A 17,645-nucleotide genomic window follows, 5' to 3' on the forward strand; every position below is an offset into this window, starting at 1 on the left:
GCCGAACGGCCGGCGGTCGGCGGTCGGCGGGTGGTTCTCCGAACCACCCGCCTTTCGCCGTCTCCGGCTCCAGGCGCCCCGCATTCCACCGGCGAACCGCCGCGTCTTGCGCGACCCCTCGTTTGGCGGCCGCGGCGGTGGTTCGCACTCTCGATGACGTGACACTCACGATGCTGCGCGGTCTGTTCGCTTCAGCTGAGGCCGACCGCTAGACGACGCGGCCCCTGCGTCACGGGGACCTGCGGAGACCCGTCGCGTCCGTCGCCTCGGGTTCCCGGCGGAGCCGCCGCCGTTCGTGGTTCCGGCTCCGATCGTGGCCTTGGGGGCCACGCGCTATGGTTCGCATCGTCCTGGTCCGGTACGATGACCATGTGGGCCTTATAGTGCTCCTATTGCGGTTCATCGGCAGCGTCTGCGTATTTTCTGGCCTCTACTTCCTGGTTGAAACCCGCTTCGCCCTGGGGATTCCAATTTTCTTGCTCGGCCTCGCGCTTGGAGTTGCGGCGGGCTTTCTGAACGCGGCGAGGGAAGCGGGAAGGTGATTTCTTGTGCCCCGCGGAAAGACGGGTGATTGTGCGGTCCGGGTTCGGGCCACCGAACCCGGACCGAGGGACCGAGGGACGGCGGGTCGACGGTTTATCCTGCGTGTTCGATGCCCTGCCGCGCCCGACTGATGAAACCTGACCCGAGTTCGAGGCGCCACCCCTGAATCCGGACGAGGCGGCTGGCGGTTTTGGCCCACCGCGCCACCGGTTTCGCGCACGGTTTCCAGGACAAGGTCCGCCGCACAAAGAAGTTTCATCGCCGGCGGCTGTGCGCGGCCCCATGTCCCTTGCGGCACGAATGGTCGACATCGTCGAGCCCGTGCGCGCGCTCCCGGTGCTCCTCGCCATCGGTGCGTGAACCGGACCCCGGCCGTCCCGCCTCGGGAGGGCGGATGAGCCAACCGGAGGGGCCCGTCGGTCGCGTTTGGTTCGTTAGTCGAACTAAACTGGTAGCGTCGGGCGCATGGAGACGCCCACCGAAGCCGCCGCGCCTACCGGTGTGGTCGAGTCCGCCGAGGTCCGGATGCCCGTCGAGGCCGTCCGTGCGCTCGTCAGCGTGGCCCGGGTGCTCGAACGGGCGTCCGGCGAGCTGAGCCTGGCTCAGTACCGCGTGCTGGCCGCCGTCGCCGCCGGCGACGAGCGGGCGTCGCGGATCGCCACCCGGCTCACGCTCGGCAAGCCGGCCATCAGCGCGACCGTCGAGTCGCTGCGCCAGCGCGGGCTGCTGACCCGCGGGACGGTCGACGACGATCAGCGCGCCGCCGCGCTGCGGCTGACCGACCAGGGCCGGGCCGCGCTCGACGTGGCCGAGCGGGCGATGCTCGACCGGCTCGACCGGATCACCGCCCGCGCGCCCGATCCCGCCGCGATGGCCCAGGCGCTCGCCTCGCTGGATGGGGCGGTCAACGGCTACCTGGCCGATCACCTCGCGGCCTATCTCGCCAGCCGGGCAGCCGCGAAGGAACGCCGATGACCATGCCCCCGCACCTCCCGCTGCCCGCGAACGACCGCACGTCGCCCGACGCCCCCGCGGCGAGCCCGCCCGGCCGTGACGCCCGGACCTCGGACGGCCCGCCCCCGGACGGTCAGGGCTGGATCCGGCGGCTGGCGGGGTGCCTCCTGCGGCACAGGGGCGCCGTCGTGCTGGCGCTGCTCGGCTCGCTGTTCGGCAGCGGGGCGCAGGCCGTCGTCCCGCTGATCGGGCGCCAGATCGTCGACGGGGTCATCATCCGGCGGGACGCGGCGCTGTGGCCGTGGCTGCTGCTTCTGTTGGTGGCGGCGGTGGCGAGCTTCGGCTTCGCCCACCTGCGCCGCTACCACGGCGGCCGGGCGGCGCTGCTCGTCCAGTACGACCTGCGCAACGCCATGCACGACCACCTGCTGACGATGGACCAGGACAACCTGAGCCGGATGCCGACCGGCCAGCTCGTGGCCAGGGCCAACTCGGACTCGGCGCTGGTGCAGGGGCTGCTGATGTTCCTTCCGCTGCTCACCGGCAACCTGCTGATGATGGTCGCCGCGCTGGCCGTCATGTTCGTGCTGGCCCCAGGCCTGGCCGTCGTCGGCCTGGTGGTCGCGCCGGCGCTGGTGGCCGTCTCCTACCGGCTGCGTGTCCGGGTGTTCCCGGCGAGCTGGGACGCCCAGCAGCGCGAGGGCGACGTGGCGCAGATCGTCGACGAGGACGTGAACGGCGTCCGGGTCGTCAAGGCGTTCGGACAGGAGGAGCGAGAGCTGCGCCGGCTCGCCGACGCGACCGGCACTCTCTACGGCACGAAGATGCGCGCGGTGCGGCTGCGCTCCCGCTACGGCCCGCTGCTGGAAGCGGTCCCCGGTCTCGCCCAGGTCGCGATCCTCGCCCTGGGCGGCTGGCTAGCCGTCCGCGGCTCGATCACGATCGGCACGTTCCTCGCGTTCTCCACCTACGTCGCCCAGTTCACCGCCCCCGCCCGCCAGCTCGCCGGGGTGCTCACCATGGGCCAGCAGGCCCGCGCCGGCTGTGAGAGGATCTTCCAGCTCCTTGACCTGCCGCCCGCGATCGCCGACCGGCCGGGCGCCGTCGACCTGTCCGAGCACGGCGGGCTCCGTGGCGAGATCGTCTTCGAGGACGTCGAGTTCTCCTACCCGGGCGGCGTGCCGGTGCTGCGCGGCTTCGACCTGCGCATCGCCGCCGGCGAGCGGGTGGCGATCATCGGCCCGAGCGGTAGCGGCAAGTCGACGGTGGCGGCCCTGCTCGGCCGCTTCCACGACCCGAGCTCCGGCCGGGTGACCGTCGACGGGCACGATCTGCGTGACGTGCGGCTCGCGTCGCTGCGCCGGCAGGTCGGGTTCGCCTTCGAGGAGAGCTTCCTGTTCTCCGACACCGTCCGAGCCAACATCGCCTACGGCCGCGTGGGTGCCGTGGGTGCCGTGAGTGCCGCGGGCGGCCTCGGTGCCGAGGCGTCCCAGGAGGAGATCGAGGCGGCGGCGCGGGCCGCCGGCGCGCACGAGTTCATCCTCGGCCTGCCGCTCGGCTACGACACCGTCGTCGGCGAGCGCGGGCTGTCGCTGTCCGGGGGGCAGCGCCAGCGGGTCGCGCTCGCCCGCGCGATCCTCGCCGACCCGCGTGTCCTCGTCCTCGACGACGCGACCAGCGCCGTCGACGCCCGCACCGAGCAGGTGATCCACGACGCGCTGCGTGACGTCCTGCCCGGCCGGACCACGCTGCTGGTCGCCCACCGGGTGTCCACGCTGCACCTGGCCGACCGGGTCGTCGTCCTCGACGAGGGCCGCGTCCTCGACCAGGGCACCCACGAGGAGCTGACGGAGCGCAGCGCCACCTACCGCACGCTGCTCTCGGGCCTCGACCCGGCGCTCGCGGCCCAGCTCGGCGACAGCGCTGAGGCCTTCGCCGAGATCGCCGAAGCGGCGGGCGGGCCGGCCGCCACGACGACCGAGGCGTGGGACGCGGCCAGGGCTCGGCAGGCGGCGGAACGCGCCGGCGGCGGGCATGCCCAGGCGGCGGGCGTGGCCAGCCTCGGCGCCGGGCTCGGCGGTGGCGCCTCGCGCGGCGGCGGGGTCGGCGGCGGCACGTGGCGGCTGAACCTGGCGCCCACGCCGGAGCTGCTGGCACGGGTCGCCGCGCTGCCGCCGGTGCGCGACGAGGCGGACATCGACCTGGCCGTGGAGAGCCGGCCCGAGCCGCGGTTCAGCCTGCCTGGGCTGCTGCGCCGGTTCCGCCGGCCGCTGTCCGTCGGTCTGCTGCTGGTCGTCATCGACGCGGCCGTGGGGCTGGCCGGCCCGACGCTCGTGAAGACCGGCATCGACCGGGGCGTCACCGACGGGACGACCGCCGTGGTGTGGGTGGCGTCCCTGGTGTTCCTGGCGCTGACACTCGTCGACTGGGTCAACCAGGTCGGCGAGACGTTCGTGACCGGGCGGGTAGCCGAGCGCATCATGCTCTCGCTGCGGATCCGGATCTTCGCCCAGCTGCAGCGGCTCTCGCTGGACTACTACGAACGCGAGATGTCCGGCCGGATCATGACCAGGATGACGACCGACGTCGACCAGTTCGAGTCGCTCATCGAGAACGGCCTGCTCTCGGCCCTGGTCGCGTTCGTGACGTTCGTCGGCGTCGGCGTCGCGCTGTTGCTGATCAACCTCGACCTCGGCCTGCTGACGCTGACCGTGGTGATCCCGTTGGTGATCGCGACCGTGCCGTTCCGCAGCCGGGCGGCGAAGCTGTACGAGCTGTCCCGGGAACGGATCGCGATCGTCAACGCCGACTTCCAGGAGAGCATCTCCGGGGTGCGCGAGGCGCAGGCGTTCGTCCACGAGGCCCGCACCGTCGAGCACTTCCACGGCCTCGGCCGGGCCTACCTGGACTCCCGGGTCGCCGCGCAGCGGGTGGTCGCGACCTACTTCCCGTTCGTGCAGTTCCTGTCGGCGGTCGCCGACGCGATCGTGCTCGGCGCGGGCTCGGCGCTCATCGCGCACGGCCAGCTGACCGCCGGCGCGCTCATCGCGTTCCTGCTCTACATCGACATGTTCTTCTCGCCGATCCAGCAGCTGTCCCAGGTGTTCGACGCCTGGCAGCAGACCAGGGTGTCGGTCGGGCGGATCGCCGAGCTGATGCGGCTGGAGACACTGACCCCGCCGCCGGCCGAGCCGCTCGCCCCCGGCCGGCTGCGCGGCGAGCTGGTGCTCGACGACGTCCGGTTCGCCTACCCGGCCGGCCCGGTGTCCGCCGCGTCGGCGTCGGTGGCGGCCGGGCTCGCCGCCGCCCGCGGCCGCGACCGCGGCTGGGCCGACGCCCGGACCACGGTCGCGGGGAAGGACCCGCGGACGATGGCGGCCGCGGCGGCGGCGCGGGCGGCGAAGCCGCCGGAGGCGCTGCGCGGGGTCGACCTGCGGGTGCGCGCCGGGGAGACGGTCGCGCTCGTCGGGGAGACCGGCGCGGGCAAGTCGACGGTGATGAAGCTGCTGGCCCGGTTCTACGACCCGGACACCGGCGCGGTCCGCGTCGACGGCCAGGACCTGCGAGCCTTCGACCTCACGGGGTTCCGCCAGCAGCTCGGCTACGTGCCACAGGAGGCGTTCCTGTTCACCGGCACCGTCCGGGACAACATCGCCTACGGCCGTCCCGGCGCGACGGACGCCGAGGTGGAGGCGGCGGCGCGGGCCGTCGGCGCGCACGACTTCGTCGCCGCCCTGCCCGGCGGCTACCTGCACGAGGTGGCCGAACGCGGCCGGTCGCTGTCCGCCGGCCAGCGCCAGCTCATCGCCCTGGCCCGCGCCGAGCTGGTCGACCCGGCGGTCCTCCTGCTCGACGAGGCGACGTCGAACCTGGACCTGGCGACGGAGGCCCGGGTGAGTGCCGCGATGCAGCGCATTTCCCGGGCGCGCACGACGATCCTCATCGCCCACCGCCTCCAGACCGCCCGCGGCGCCGACCGCATCGTCGTCCTCGACCGCGGCCGGGTCGCCGAGACCGGCACCCACGACGAGCTCCTCTGCGCCGCCGGCCGCTACGCCGCCATGTGGCGCGCCTTCGAACTCGTCACCACGACGGCCACCACCACCTCGGCGGCGGCAGACTGACCGGTGAGCCCGTCCTCGCGGACCGCCATCCTGCTGGTGGCGAGCTCATGAGGCCTCGCGCGATGTCCCGTTGGCCCTTTCTGGGTTGGTCCGATACTGTCGGGTCAGTCACTGGCTGACCCGACAGGGATGGACGAGCTATGCCAAGCGGTGAGCATGAATCGGCGGTTGCGGCCTTCGCAGCCTTTCCGGACGCGACGGCCACGTTGCTGGATCGGATGTTCCGTATCGGCCTTCCCGCGCACGATGACGCCCATCGGGGCCCCACGGTCTTCCAGAAGCTCGTACCGACCAGCTACCACGCCGACAACACGCTGGTGTTCACGTGTGCTGGTCAACGGGTGTACGCCGTCGTCATCGAGGTGCAGCTTCGATGGGTGCCAAAGAAGTGGTTGAGCTGGAAGATCTACGCCGCCTCGCTTGAAAAGGAGCTGGGCGTCGGCGTGATTTTGGCGGTCTTCTGTCCGGAAATCGAGGTCGCCGCGAAGTACCGCGGCCTGTCCGGAGCGGACAAGTTCAGCGTGCGGCTGTGGCCCTATGTGCTGAGCCCCGGCGACCTGCCGTTGGTGGAGGAAGCCGTATATGCGAGGGCGAACATCGCGCTTGCCGCACTGTCGCTGGTCTGCCACGGCGGCGACGACCCGGCGACGCTCGAACCCTCGTTCGCCGCGTTGTACGAGGCGATGCACGAGGTTGACTGGGAGCTGGCCCGCAGGATCTGTGACATGTTGTTCGCCGGGTTGTCGAAGGCAGCGCGGGCACGATGGGAGGAACATATGACCGTGGTCGACTCCGAGTACCGCAGCGAGCTCTTCAGAGAGATCGAGGCAAGGGGCCGGACCGAGGGGCTGACCGAGGGCCGGACCGAGGGCCGGGCTGAGGGCATGGCCAAGGCCAAGGCGGACGCTGTGCTGAGGATCCTGAGCCAGCGCGGTGTTCCCGTTCCGGATGTGGCGCAGGAGAAGATCCGCTCCTGCACCGATCTTGACCTGCTGGACACCTGGCTCGACCGGGTGCTGACCGCCACCAGCGCCGAAGACGTCATCGCCCCGCCGAGCCGAGGCGCGCGCCGTGTCGATCTTTAGCGAGGACGCCGACGTAGGCGTCGCGGACGCGCCGACCAGCCCGGCGCAGACCCGCAGGAAGGTGCTCTTTCCCGAGCCGTTGCCGCCGACCACCGCGGCGATCTGGCCCGCGCGGACCGTCAACGAGACGCCGGAGAGGACAGTGCGCCGCCCGTAGCGCTGATACCTGGCGCCGCCGAGCCCGCACAGCCACCAGCGTCGAGGCCGTCCGGGCTCCAGGCGGGCGGTACTCAGCTCGTCAGGGCGGACGGTCCGGCGGGATCCTCCTTGACCAGGACGCCGGAGGTGTTCGCTGCCCGCATGGCGGTGGCCAGAGCGAGGATGCGGGCCACCGCCTGGGGGATGTCGACGCCGCGGGCGTGGATGTTGGAGATGAGGTTGCGGTCGGCGTCGGTGTGGCCGGGGCGGGGGCGCCAGGCCAGGTAGGCGCTCAGGCTCTCGGCGGTGACCAGGCCGGGGCGTTCGCCGATGAGGAGGACCGAGGCCGCGGGGTCGAGAAGCTCGCCGATCTCGTTGAGGAGACCGACGCGGGCGTTGCGGACGGCGAAGACCTGGCCGACGCTCCAGCCCGCCTCGCGAGCGGCATCGAGCAGGGCCGGCAACAGGGCCGGGACCTGAGCGTCCACGGCGGCGACGGACAGGCCGTCGCCGACGACGACCTGCAGGTCGGCGCCACGGGGGCAGCGGCGGGCTACCTCAGCGCGGCCCTCGGCCGAGAGGCTCCGGCCGAGGTCGGGCCGGCGCAGGTAGGTCGCCCGGTCGGGAGCGGCCGAGCCGACGGCGAACAGGCCGAACCGGTCGCCCAGCGGGGCGAGCAGGCCTGTCTCCAGGTCGAGCGCGGCGTGGACGGCATCCTGGGCGGCGGCGTGGTCGGCGCGCAGGGCGAGCTGGTCGGCGGTGCGCAGCGACGTGCCGGAACGGCCCAGGAACAGCCTGGCCGGAGTCACGGCCCGCACCCGGCGCTCGAAGGCGCCGCCCTGGCCGGGGCTCGTGGCCGGGACAGCCGGTTCCGCGGAACCGGCGCCGGCCGGGATCGTCGGCCCGGTGCCGGCCAGGGGCTCGGGCGTGGGTTCGACCATGGGCTCCGGCATGGGCTCGGCTGTGGGCTCGGGCATGGAGGTCATCGGCCGCTGGTCAGCGCGCGGGCGGGGGAGGGGACGTCGAGGACGGCCCTGTCGAGATCCGCCAGCAGCGCCGCGGCGACATCCGGGTCGGGGTCGGCGAGGCGGCCACCCCGGATCAGGCCGCGGTCGTGCAGCCAGGTGGTGTACTCCGGCGTCGCGGACAGGCCGAACAGGTCACGCATGCCGGCCGCGTCGTGGTAGCTCGTCGACTGGTAGGAGAGCATGACGTCGTCCGCGCCCGGAACACCCATCACGAAGTTGCAGCCGGCGGCGACCAGCAGGACGAGCAGGTCGTCGTTGGTGTTCTGGTCGGCGTCGACGTGGTTGGTGTAGCAGACGTCGATTCCCATCGGCAGGCCGAGCAGCTTGCCGATGAAATGGTCCTCGAGGCCGGCGCGAGTGATCTGGCGGGCGTCGGCGAGGTATTCAGGCCCGATGAAGCCGACGACGGAGTTCACCAGGAATGGCTGGTACGCGCGGGCGACGCCGTGCGCCCGGGCCTCGACGGTGAGCTGGTCGAGACCGCCGTGGGCGTCGGCGGAAAGGGCGCTGCCCTGCCCGGTCTCGAAGTACATGACGTTGTCACCGACGAACTCGCCGGACCGGTCACGGTGGTGCGCGAGCACCGCGTCCCGGCCTTCGGCGAGCATCTCCAGACTGATCCCGAACGAGCGGTTCGCCGCCTCCGTCCCGGCGATCGACTGGAACAGCAGGTCGACAGGCGCGCCGGCGGCGAGCGCTGCGAGCTGGGTGGTGACGTGGGCGAGCACGCAGGTCTGCGTGGGCAGCGAGAGCTGGCGGATCAGGCTCTGCAGGCCGTGCAGCACCGCGCCGACACGGGCGACGGACTCGTTCACAGGATTGACGCCGAGGACGGCGTCGCCGCATCCGTAGAGAATGCCGTCGAGGGCGGAGAGCAGAATTCCCTCGACGTCGTCAGTGGGATGGTTCGGCTGAACGCGCACGCCGAGCACCCCGGCCTCGCCCATCGTGTTGCGGCAGCGGGTGACGGTGCGCAGCGGCTTCGCGCCGACGATGAGGTCCTTGTCGCTCATGAGCTTCGCGACGGCCGCCGCCATCTCCGGGGTGATGGCGCCCGCGAGCCCCGCAGCCGACCATGCGTCGGCGAAGCCGGGGGAGAGGACCAGCTCGCGGAACTCCCCGACCGTGAGGCTCGCGAGCCCCGCGTCGGCGAACGCCGCCGCGTCGTGCTCGCGCAGGATCAGCTCGGTGACGGCGTCGTCGAGCAGCGGGGTGGCGAGAATGTCGCCCAAGCGCACGTCGGCGAGCGCGAGCTTCGCCGCGACCCGCTCGGTGGCGGACACGGCGGCAACGCCGGCGAGCTGGTCGCCGGACTTCTCCTCGTTCGCCTTCGCGAGCAGGGCCGCGAGGTCGGGGAAGACGTAGCTGGTACCTCGCACCGTTGCCCGGAACGTCATCGTCCGCCGCCTCCCTTGTCATCACGACATTGCGTCATCGTCCTGTGCGCCGTCGACCGGGTGGCGGAAGACTGCTGGTGGCCGGCTGGGCCGGAGCCCCGGTGATCTGGTGGACTCTTCGGCGCTGGAACTCCGAACATCCCACCGGATCATGGGACCAGCCATGATCCGGTGGGATCGCCGGCGCCCGCCCGCCCACTCGCCGGCGGGTGGGCCTCCCGTTATGCGGTTGTCGCCGTCTCGCCAGCAGGCTGGGCGGGAATGGCTCCGGCCGGTGGCAGGGCGTCCTCGGGCGCCCGCTCGTGGCTTTCCTCCATGACCATCCGCCCGATCGTCGCGTACTTCTCCGGGTTCCTGAACCGGATCCCGAGCGCCACCGCGAGACCGATCACGAACACGCCGAGCGCGATGTACGGCGACGCCTTGAACACCGGGCTGTCGGAGGCGGCGCCGGCGGCGAAGTCGAGGTTCTGGAACAGCAGGACGATGACGTAGATCTGCAACGCGGCGCCGAGGACCGGCGCGACAAGGGTCCGCCACCAGGAGGCCGTCTCCGGGTGCATCTTGCGGACGTGGAAGTAGCCGATGACGGCGATCGACGAGATGGACTGCACGAACAGCAGTGCCATCGTGCCGAGGATCGCCATCAGGCCGTACAGGTACACGTACGGGACGTCGGAGACCGTGTCGGTCGGCTTCTGCAGGAAGAAGAACAGCAGCACGATGACGAGGGTGATCGCCGTCTGGACGACCGAGGAGATGTGCGGCGAGCCGTGCTTCTTGTGGGACGCGCCGAGCGTCTTCGTCAGCCCGCTCGACAGGCCCTCCCGGCCGATCGCGTACAGGTAGCGCGAGGCGGCGTTGTGGAACGCCAGCGCGCAGGCGAACGAGCCGGTCACCGTCATGACCTTGTAGAGGTCGACGAAGAACGAGCCGAGCAGGTCGCCGGTGGGCGTGTAGAACAGCGAGAACGCGTCCGTGCGGGAGACGTCGACGGCGCCGGTCTTGCCGGAGTAGGCGACCGCCATCCAGGAGACGAACGTGTAAAAGACGCCGAGCCCGATGACCGCGATCATCGTCGCCCGGGGGACGATCTTCTTCGGGTTCTTCGACTCCTCGCCGTAGACCGCGGTCGTCTCGAAGCCGACCCAGGACCACAGGGCGAAGAAGATGCCGAGGCCGGCGACGCCGACGATGGCGCCGTCGGAGCTGGTGGGCACCGACTTGAACGCGCCGACCGGGTTGATGGCGTCGGGGAGCAGGCCGTCGGGGCCGCCGCCGGTGAAGAGCACGCCGAACGACATGACCAGCAGCAGGATGACCTCGGTGACGAGGAAGACGCCAAGGATCTTGCCGGAGATCGCGATGTTGAAGTAGCCGAGCACCGCGATGACCGCGATGCTGACCAGTGCGTACCAGACCCAGGAGACCGACGGCGCGCTGAACACCGTCTCCATCGTCGTCTTCGCGAACGACGAGAGAATGCCGATCAGCGAGCCCTCGAAGACGATGTAGCACATCGTCGCGAGGAAGCCCGAGGCCATACCGGCGGCCTGGCCGAGTCCCTGGGAGATGAAGCCGTAGAACGCGCCCGTCGCGGTGATGTGCTTCGTCATCGCGACGTAGCCGACGGAGAAGATCGTCAGAATGATGGTGGCGACAAGGAACGCCGCCGGGCCGTGGATGCCGTCGCCGTAACCGACGGCGATCGGCAGGTTGCCGGTCATCGCGGTGATCGGTGCGGCGTTGGCCGTCACCATGAACAGGACTCCGAAGAGGCCGATCGTGCCCGGCCTGAGCCGCTGCACGCTGCTGGTGCTGGCGGCTACTGGAACCGCGGCCTCGCTCTGCACGCTCACCTTGTGGCTACCTCCCGCTGTGCGCGGCCGCTGCGGCGGCTGGCGCGTATCGGGGCGATCGTGGCCCCTGCGCAGGGGGCGCCACAAGGCGGGGTCAGACCTTTTCACACGCCGAAACAGGCCACAACGTGGCGGAAACGTAAACGGTACGTACCTTTACCAGACCACTGGCCTCGGGCCACGCTACGGTCGACCCGTGGGCAACCGTGACCTCGCCGTGGGCACCACCGTGGACTCCGACAACCCGGTCAGTAACCCCGCGGGCAACCTCGTCGGCGGCGCCGCTCCGGCCGTTCCCGGCGCGGCCCGCGACGATCTTGTCGACCGGCTGCTGGCGACACCGAAGGCCGACGTGCTCGCCACGAGCGAGCGCTACTGGAACCCGAGCAAGACGAGGTTCTGGACCGACGCCGGCACCCCGCTCGTGATCGGGGAACGCGAGGGCTACCTGCTGCACGACCTCGACGGCAACACCCTCGTCGACGTCCATCTCAACGGCGGTACCTACAACCTCGGCCACCGCAACCCCGAGGTCATCGCGACGCTCGTCGCGGCGCTGGAGCATCTCGACATCGGCAACCACCACTTCGCCGCGCTCGGCCGGGCGGCGCTGGCCGAGGCGCTGGTCACCTCGGGGCCGATCCCGGACGGCAAGGTCACCTTCGGCGTCGGCGGCGGCGAGGCGGTCGACCTCGCGTTGAAGTCCGCCCGCTATGCCACCGGCCGCCTTAAGATCATCTCGGCGGTCGGCGCGTTCCATGGCCACACCGGCCTCGCCGTCGCCGCCGGCAACGACCGCTACGCCGAGCGCTTCCTCGCCGGCCGCCCCGACGAGTTCCTCCGGGTCCCGTTCAACGACCTCGACGCGATGGCGGCCGCCTTGGCCGGCGGCGACGTCGCCGCGGTGCTGCTGGAGACGATCCCCGCGACCTCCGGGTTCGTGATGCCCGAGCCCGGCTACCTCGCCGAGGTCGCCAAGCTGTGCGCCGCCGCCGGCACGCTCTACATCGCGGACGAGGTGCAGACGGGCCTCGGCCGCACCGGCGAGCTGTGGGCCATCACCAAGCACGGCGTCACGCCCGACATCCTGGTGACCGGCAAAGGCCTCTCCGGCGGCGTCTACCCAGTGTCGGCGACGATCCTCGGCCCGGCCGCCGCGGGCTGGCTGGAGGAGGACGGCTTCGCCCACATCTCGACGTTCGGCGGCTCGGACCTGGGCTGCGTGGTCGGCCTGCGCACCCTGGAGATCACCCAGCGGCCGGCGACGCGGGACCGGGTCGACACGCTGATCAAGACGTTCGCCGAGGGCCTCACCGCCATCGCCGCGGACAACCCGGACTGGCTGGTCGAGATCCGCCAGGATGGCCTGGTCATCGGCCTGCGCTTCGACCACCCGCAGGGCGCCCGGTTCGTCTCCCGCCGTCTCTACGAGCACGGCATCTGGGCGATCTTTTCCGCCCTCGACCCGCGGGTGCTGCAGTTCAAGCCGGGCCTGCTCCTGTCCGACGAGCTGGCCGGCGACCTGCTCGAACGCACCGCCACGGCGGTTCGGCTGGCGCATCAGGACGCGCTGTCCGGGGCGGACCTGGCGCCCGACCGGGCCCCGGCGCCGCCCCGGTGACCCGCTGAGGCAGCCTGCCGGGGCGGCCCCGGCGAGGGCCGGGCGCCCGCGAGGGCGGGGCGCCACGACAAGGACGATGGCGAAGCCTCGCGTGAGCGGAGGCCCAGACCCAGGCGGGAGGGCCCCGGCGGGCGGAGCCTCCTGACGGAGAGCTCGGGCGGAGGCCCAACGGAGACAGTGGTGGACGGGTGACTGAGTAGATGACGACGACCGAACCGGCAACCGCCGGGGGCGCGGCGGCGGCGGACGTCGCCGTCACCGGCGAGCTGCGGGCGCTGGACGCGCTGCTTCCGGAGGTGCTGGCCGCCTACGACCTCGGCACGCGGCCAGAGGTCGCACTGCTGAACCTGTCCGAGAACGCCACCTACCGGGTCGAGGACCCGGCCAGCGGCCGGCGGTTCGCGCTGCGGCTGCACCGCCCCGGGTACCACAGCCCGGCCGAGATCCACGGTGAGCTGGCCTGGGTCGCGGCGCTGCGTGCCGATGGGGTCGTGCCGACCCCGCCGGTGATCCCGAACCGGGCCGGCGAGGTGCTCACCACGGTGCGGCCGCCGGGCGTCGGTGACCGGCAGGCCGTGTTGTTCGCCTGGGTCGACGGCCGTGCGCCGGAGCCGGACGACACCGCCGAACTGGTCTCCTCCTTCGCCACCCTGGGCGACATCGCCGGCCGGATGCAGCTGCATGCCCGCGGCTGGGGCCGTCCGCCGGGCTTCGCCAGGTTCGAGTGGAGCCTGCCGACGACCATCGGCCCCGACGGCCGCTGGGGCGACTGGCGGAGCGGCCTGGCCTGGGCACTCGCCGGCGGTGGCGACGCCCGGCCGTCCCGGGCCGGCGCGCCCGCGGCCGAGCGTGAGCTGATGACCCGCGCCGCCGTGACCGTCGAGGGACTGGTCGAGGAGTTCGGCGCCGGCCCGGACCGGTATGGCCTGATCCATGCCGACATGCGGCTGGCGAACCTCATGGTCACCGCTGACGACGCGATCACCGTCATCGACTTCGACGACTGCGGCTTCAGCTGGTACCTCTTCGACCTCGCCGCGGCGCTGTCGTTCATCGAGCACCATCCGGCGATGCCCGACCTGGTCGCCGCCTGGCTGGCAGCCTATCGCCGCCACGTCCCGCTGACGGCTGACGACGTGGACATGGTGTCGACATTCATCCTGCTGCGGCGGCTCCAGCTGACCGCGTGGCTGGGCACCCACCCGCACGCCGACGCCGTCGACGACGTCGCCGCGTTCGCCCGCGCGACCCTCGGCCTCGCCGACCGCTACCTCTCCGGAACCCTGCTGCCAAAGGGGACCGCCGGGTAAGCCATTTCCTTCCCCCACTCGTCACCGGATCGTCCAGTGATCCTAGAGACGACGGCCGCCGGGTATGCGAAGAAAGATCATTTTCGCATACCCTTTGGCCCTCCAGCCGAGCAGTTCACGTTGGAAGGAAATGGCTCAATGTTCACGCCCGTTGACGGTCGCACGGTCGTCGTCACCGGCGGCACCCGCGGAATCGGGAAAGGCATCGCCCGGGTGTTCGCTGGCGCCGGCGCGAACGTCGTCATCACCGGCCGCGACGCCGGCGTCGCCGAGGCGGCGGCGACGGAACTCGCCAAGGCAGCCGGCGGCACGGTCTCCTTCGTCGTCGCGGACGTGGCGTCGGCCTCCGACACCGCGCGGCTGGCCGCCGAGGTGCTGGAGCGCCACGGCGGCGTCGACGTCGTCTGCGCCAACGCCGGTATCTTCCCGAGCGCCCCGCTCGCGACGATGACCGAGGGCGACATCGACGAGATGCTCGGCACGAACGTCAAGGGTGCGATCCTCACCGTCCAGGCGTTCCTGACGGCGCTGAAGGCGTCCGGCCATGGCCGGGTGATCCTCACGTCGTCGATCACCGGCCCGCACACCGGGTATCCCGGCTGGTCGCACTACGGCGCGTCGAAGGCAGCCATCCTCGGCTTCATGCGGACGGCCGCGATCGAGCTCGCCCCGCACCGGGTCACTGTCAACGCGATCCTCCCCGGCAACATCGTCACGGAGGGCCTTGCCGACCTCGGCGAGGACTACCTGCGCTCGATGGAGGCGGCCATCCCGATGCGGCGGCTGGGCGAGGTCGAGGAGATCGGCCACGCCGTCCTGTTCCTCGCCACCGACGAGGCCGCCTACATCACCGGCCAGTCCCTGGTGGTCGACGGCGGCCAGATCCTTCCCGAGTCGCCCGCCGCCCTGGAAGAGATCTGAGCCCACCCTGGGGCGACGAGGCCCTTGCCGGCCAGACCTGGACCGATACCCGGCCGCTGGAGCGTCGGACCGAGACACCATGCCAGGTTCGCCAGGCACCGGCTTTCGGCCAGACTGGAGCGGTGGTGCTCCAGTTCGACCAATCCGGCTCGCTCGACCCGTCCAGCTCGCTCGGTCCGACCGCGGCCGGCGCCCGGCGCCGGCTGCGCCAGCTGGTAACCGACGGGACACGCGGCCCCGGGGAGCGCCTCGGCGGCGAGCGCGACCTCGCCGCCGCGCTCGGCGTCAGCCGCGCGACCCTGCGCCAGGCGCTGACGGCGCTGGAGCGGGAGGGTGTCATCCTGCGGGTCCGCGGCCGCGGAGGCGGCACCTTCGTCGCGCCTCGCAAGGTCGAACGCGACCTGTCCCGGATCGTCGGCGTCCCCGAACTGTTGCGCGCCCAGGGCTTCACCGCCGGCTCGCAGGTGGTGAGCGCCGGTCTCGAGCCAGCCGACGTCGTCGTCGCGACGGCGCTGGCGCTCGCCCCCGGCGATCCCGTGGCGCGGATCGTGCGGATCCGCCTCGCCGACGGCGGGCCGATCTCCCTGGAGAACGCCTGCTTCCCCGCCTACCGCTTCCCCGGCCTGTTCAACCGGTCGCTGTCCGGCTCCCTTTACGAGCTGTTCGCCGACGAGTACGGCGTGCGCCCGGGTGAGGCCGTCGAACAGATCGAGGTCGTCGTCGCGGGCGACGAGGAGGCCGCGCTGCTGCGCACCCCCGCCGGGGCCGCGCTGCTCGCTTTGCAGCGCACGACCTACGACCCGGCGGGCGAGCCGTTCGAGTACTCGCACGACCTCTTCCGCGCCGACCGCATCCGCATCGTCGTCCGCTCCGCTGGCGCGACGGTCGCCACCACCCGCTGACCCAACTGGTAGATCACCGCCAAGGTGTCGTCGTAGTCGCGAATCTGGCCAGATCGCGACGGCGACAACACGTTGGCGGTGATCATGAATGCTGCTGGGCAGGGCGGGATCTACGCTGCCACGGCACTACGTCGTGGGGGCGGCGGGTTCGGGCGTCGCCGCGACCGGGGCCTCGGTCTGGGCTGGGGTCTCGGTCTGGGCTGGGGCTGGGCGGGCGTCCGTCGGCGGGGCCTGCTGGGGGACGGCGGCGAAGTCCTTGCCGCGGATGAGCGCGAGGGCGAGGACGCCGCCGACGAGGCCGAGGATGCCGGCGGTGACGAACAGGTCGTTCAGCGCGCCGGCGAAGCTGGCGTGGATCGCCTCGGTGAGCGGGCCGCGGGCCGCCGGCGGCGCGGCGCCGATCGCCTGGCCCGCGGCGCCGGCGTGCACCGCGTCGGCGATCTGCCCGTCGCGGCCGGCCAGCTCCGGGATGCCGTCGAGGCGCCCGCTCAGGCCGTGCGCGAGGCGGCCGGTGAAGATCGAGCCGTAGGCGGCGGTGCCGACCGCGATGCCGACCTGCCGGAACGTGGTGTTCACCCCCGATGCCATCCCGGACCGGAACGGGTGCACGACGCCGACCGCGGTGGAGGCCAGGGGCGGGTTCACCAGCCCGGATCCGACGCCGGCGACGACGAGACCGGGAATGAGGTGCGTCCAGCCGGAGCCCGCGCTGAGCCCCGCCATCAGCAGCAGCCCGGCGCCGACGAGCAGGAGGCCAGGACCGATGAGCCAGCGGACCGGCACGTGGGTCGAGAGCCGGCCGGCGACGGTGGAGACGACCATCGCGGTGGCGGACAGGATCAGCAGGCGCACGCCGGCCTGCAGCGCCGAGTAGCCCAGGTCGTTCTGCAGGTAGACCGTCAGGTAGAGCAGCATCGCGTACAGCGAGCCGTTCATCGCGAACGCGGCGACCGAGCCGCCGAGGAACGTCGGGATCCGCAGCAGCGACAGGTCGAACATCGGGTGCGCCACCCGCGTCTCGGCCACGACGAACGCGGCGAGGAGCAGCGCCGCCAGGACGAAACAGATGATCACGCCGCCGTCGCCCCAGCCGTCCTCGCTGGCTCGGATCAGCCCGTAGACGAGCGCGACCAGCCCGGACGTGAGCGTGGCGAACCCGGCCCAGTCCGGCCGGTGGGCGTGCGGGGCGCGCGACTCGGCGACCTTCCGCAGGGTGATCGCGATGGCGGCCACCCCGATCGGCAGGTTCACCCAGAAGATGCCGCGCCAGCTGACCCCGCTGGTGATCAGCCCGCCCAGGATGGGGCCGAGCGCCGTCGAGACGCCGGCGACCGCGCCCCACGCCCCGAACGCGACGCCGCGCTCCCGGCCGTGGAAGTTCATGGCGAGCAGCGCGAGCGAGGTGGCGAACATGATCGCCCCGCCGATGCCCTGCAGCGCGCGGGAGACGATCAGCATCATCGGGGTCTGCGCGGCCGCGCACAGCGCGGACCCGGCGGTGAAGATCCCCAACCCGATGAGGAAGAGTCGCCGGCGGCCGTACCGGTCGGCCAGCGAGCCGGAGGTCAGCAGCAGCGCCGCGAGGGTGAGGGCGTAGGCGTCGACCACCCACTGCACGTCACTGAAGCTGGTGTGCAGCTCCCGCTGGATGTCGGGCAGCGCCACCACGACGATCGTGATATCGAGCAGCAGCATGAACGTCGCCGCCAGCACCGCGACCAGCGTCCACCACTTGCGTTCCATCGAGCCTCCCATGTCCCGCG

General features: G+C 71.9%; 11 protein-coding genes. 7 read left to right on the plus strand and 4 right to left on the minus strand.

Annotated elements, in window-relative coordinates:
- The first annotated feature begins 1,008 nt into the window (after nucleotides 1-1,008).
- The 3 genes from BCD48_RS28895 to BCD48_RS54155 all read left to right on the plus strand — a co-directional run bounded on the left by BCD48_RS28895 (nucleotide 1,009) and on the right by BCD48_RS54155 (nucleotide 6,706).
- Nucleotides 1,009-1,518, plus strand: a complete 510-nt coding sequence (locus BCD48_RS28895; RefSeq protein ID WP_071051555.1) for a MarR family winged helix-turn-helix transcriptional regulator — start codon at nucleotides 1,009-1,011, stop codon at nucleotides 1,516-1,518.
- On the plus strand, nucleotides 1,515-5,621 hold the full coding sequence (locus BCD48_RS28900) for an ABC transporter ATP-binding protein (RefSeq protein WP_083419357.1): 4,107 nt from the start codon (nucleotides 1,515-1,517) through the stop codon (nucleotides 5,619-5,621). Before BCD48_RS28895 ends, BCD48_RS28900 begins: the two co-directional genes overlap by 4 nt.
- Before the next feature lie 218 nt (nucleotides 5,622-5,839).
- Nucleotides 5,840-6,706, plus strand: a complete 867-nt coding sequence (locus BCD48_RS54155) for a hypothetical protein (protein WP_241842061.1) — start codon at nucleotides 5,840-5,842, stop codon at nucleotides 6,704-6,706.
- A gap of 230 nt (nucleotides 6,707-6,936) precedes the next feature.
- On the opposite strand, the gene eutC is transcribed toward BCD48_RS54155, so the two are convergent.
- From eutC to BCD48_RS28920, 3 genes are all read right to left on the minus strand, one after another.
- Complete coding sequence (gene eutC, locus BCD48_RS28910) at nucleotides 6,937-7,821, minus strand: ethanolamine ammonia-lyase subunit EutC (RefSeq protein WP_241842063.1); 885 nt, start codon at nucleotides 7,819-7,821, stop codon at nucleotides 6,937-6,939.
- Between the two features lie 5 nt (nucleotides 7,822-7,826).
- Entirely contained in the window at nucleotides 7,827-9,269 is a 1,443-nt protein-coding gene (gene eutB, locus BCD48_RS28915; protein ID WP_071051557.1) for an ethanolamine ammonia-lyase subunit EutB, read from the minus strand.
- Between the two features lie 221 nt (nucleotides 9,270-9,490).
- Nucleotides 9,491-11,128, minus strand: coding sequence for an APC family permease (locus BCD48_RS28920; protein ID WP_071051558.1), 1,638 nt, complete (start codon nucleotides 11,126-11,128; stop codon nucleotides 9,491-9,493).
- Between the two features lie 196 nt (nucleotides 11,129-11,324).
- Between BCD48_RS28920 and BCD48_RS28925 the strand changes: the two genes are divergently transcribed.
- The 4 genes from BCD48_RS28925 to BCD48_RS28940 all read left to right on the plus strand — a co-directional run bounded on the left by BCD48_RS28925 (nucleotide 11,325) and on the right by BCD48_RS28940 (nucleotide 15,882).
- A complete protein-coding gene (locus BCD48_RS28925) occupies nucleotides 11,325-12,749 on the plus strand; it encodes a class-III pyridoxal-phosphate-dependent aminotransferase (RefSeq protein ID WP_116271703.1) in 1,425 nt (474 codons plus the stop codon).
- Between the two features lie 200 nt (nucleotides 12,750-12,949).
- Nucleotides 12,950-14,059 carry a phosphotransferase enzyme family protein gene (locus BCD48_RS28930; RefSeq protein WP_071051559.1) on the plus strand — a complete coding sequence of 370 codons (1,110 nt, stop codon included), beginning with the start codon at nucleotides 12,950-12,952 and terminating at the stop codon, nucleotides 14,057-14,059.
- A 138-nt stretch (nucleotides 14,060-14,197) separates the two neighbouring features.
- Nucleotides 14,198-14,980 (plus strand): 3-oxoacyl-ACP reductase FabG, encoded by a 783-nt coding sequence (gene fabG, locus BCD48_RS28935; RefSeq protein ID WP_071051560.1) that lies wholly within the window; start codon nucleotides 14,198-14,200, stop codon nucleotides 14,978-14,980.
- Nucleotides 14,981-15,105: 125 nt separating this feature from the next.
- On the plus strand, nucleotides 15,106-15,882 hold the full coding sequence (locus tag BCD48_RS28940) for a GntR family transcriptional regulator (protein WP_116271704.1): 777 nt from the start codon (nucleotides 15,106-15,108) through the stop codon (nucleotides 15,880-15,882).
- 126 nt (nucleotides 15,883-16,008) lie between these two features.
- Here the strand turns inward: BCD48_RS28940 and BCD48_RS28945 are convergent, their stop codons facing one another.
- The gene (locus BCD48_RS28945; RefSeq protein ID WP_071051562.1) at nucleotides 16,009-17,625 is read right to left on the minus strand and encodes an MFS transporter; all 1,617 of its coding nucleotides are present in this window, start codon (nucleotides 17,623-17,625) and stop codon (nucleotides 16,009-16,011) included.
- Nucleotides 17,626-17,645: the final 20 nt, after the last annotated feature.

It is taken from the genome of Pseudofrankia coriaricola (assembly GCF_001854805.1).
Taxonomy (GTDB): Bacteria; Actinomycetota; Actinomycetes; order Frankiales; family Frankiaceae; genus Pseudofrankia.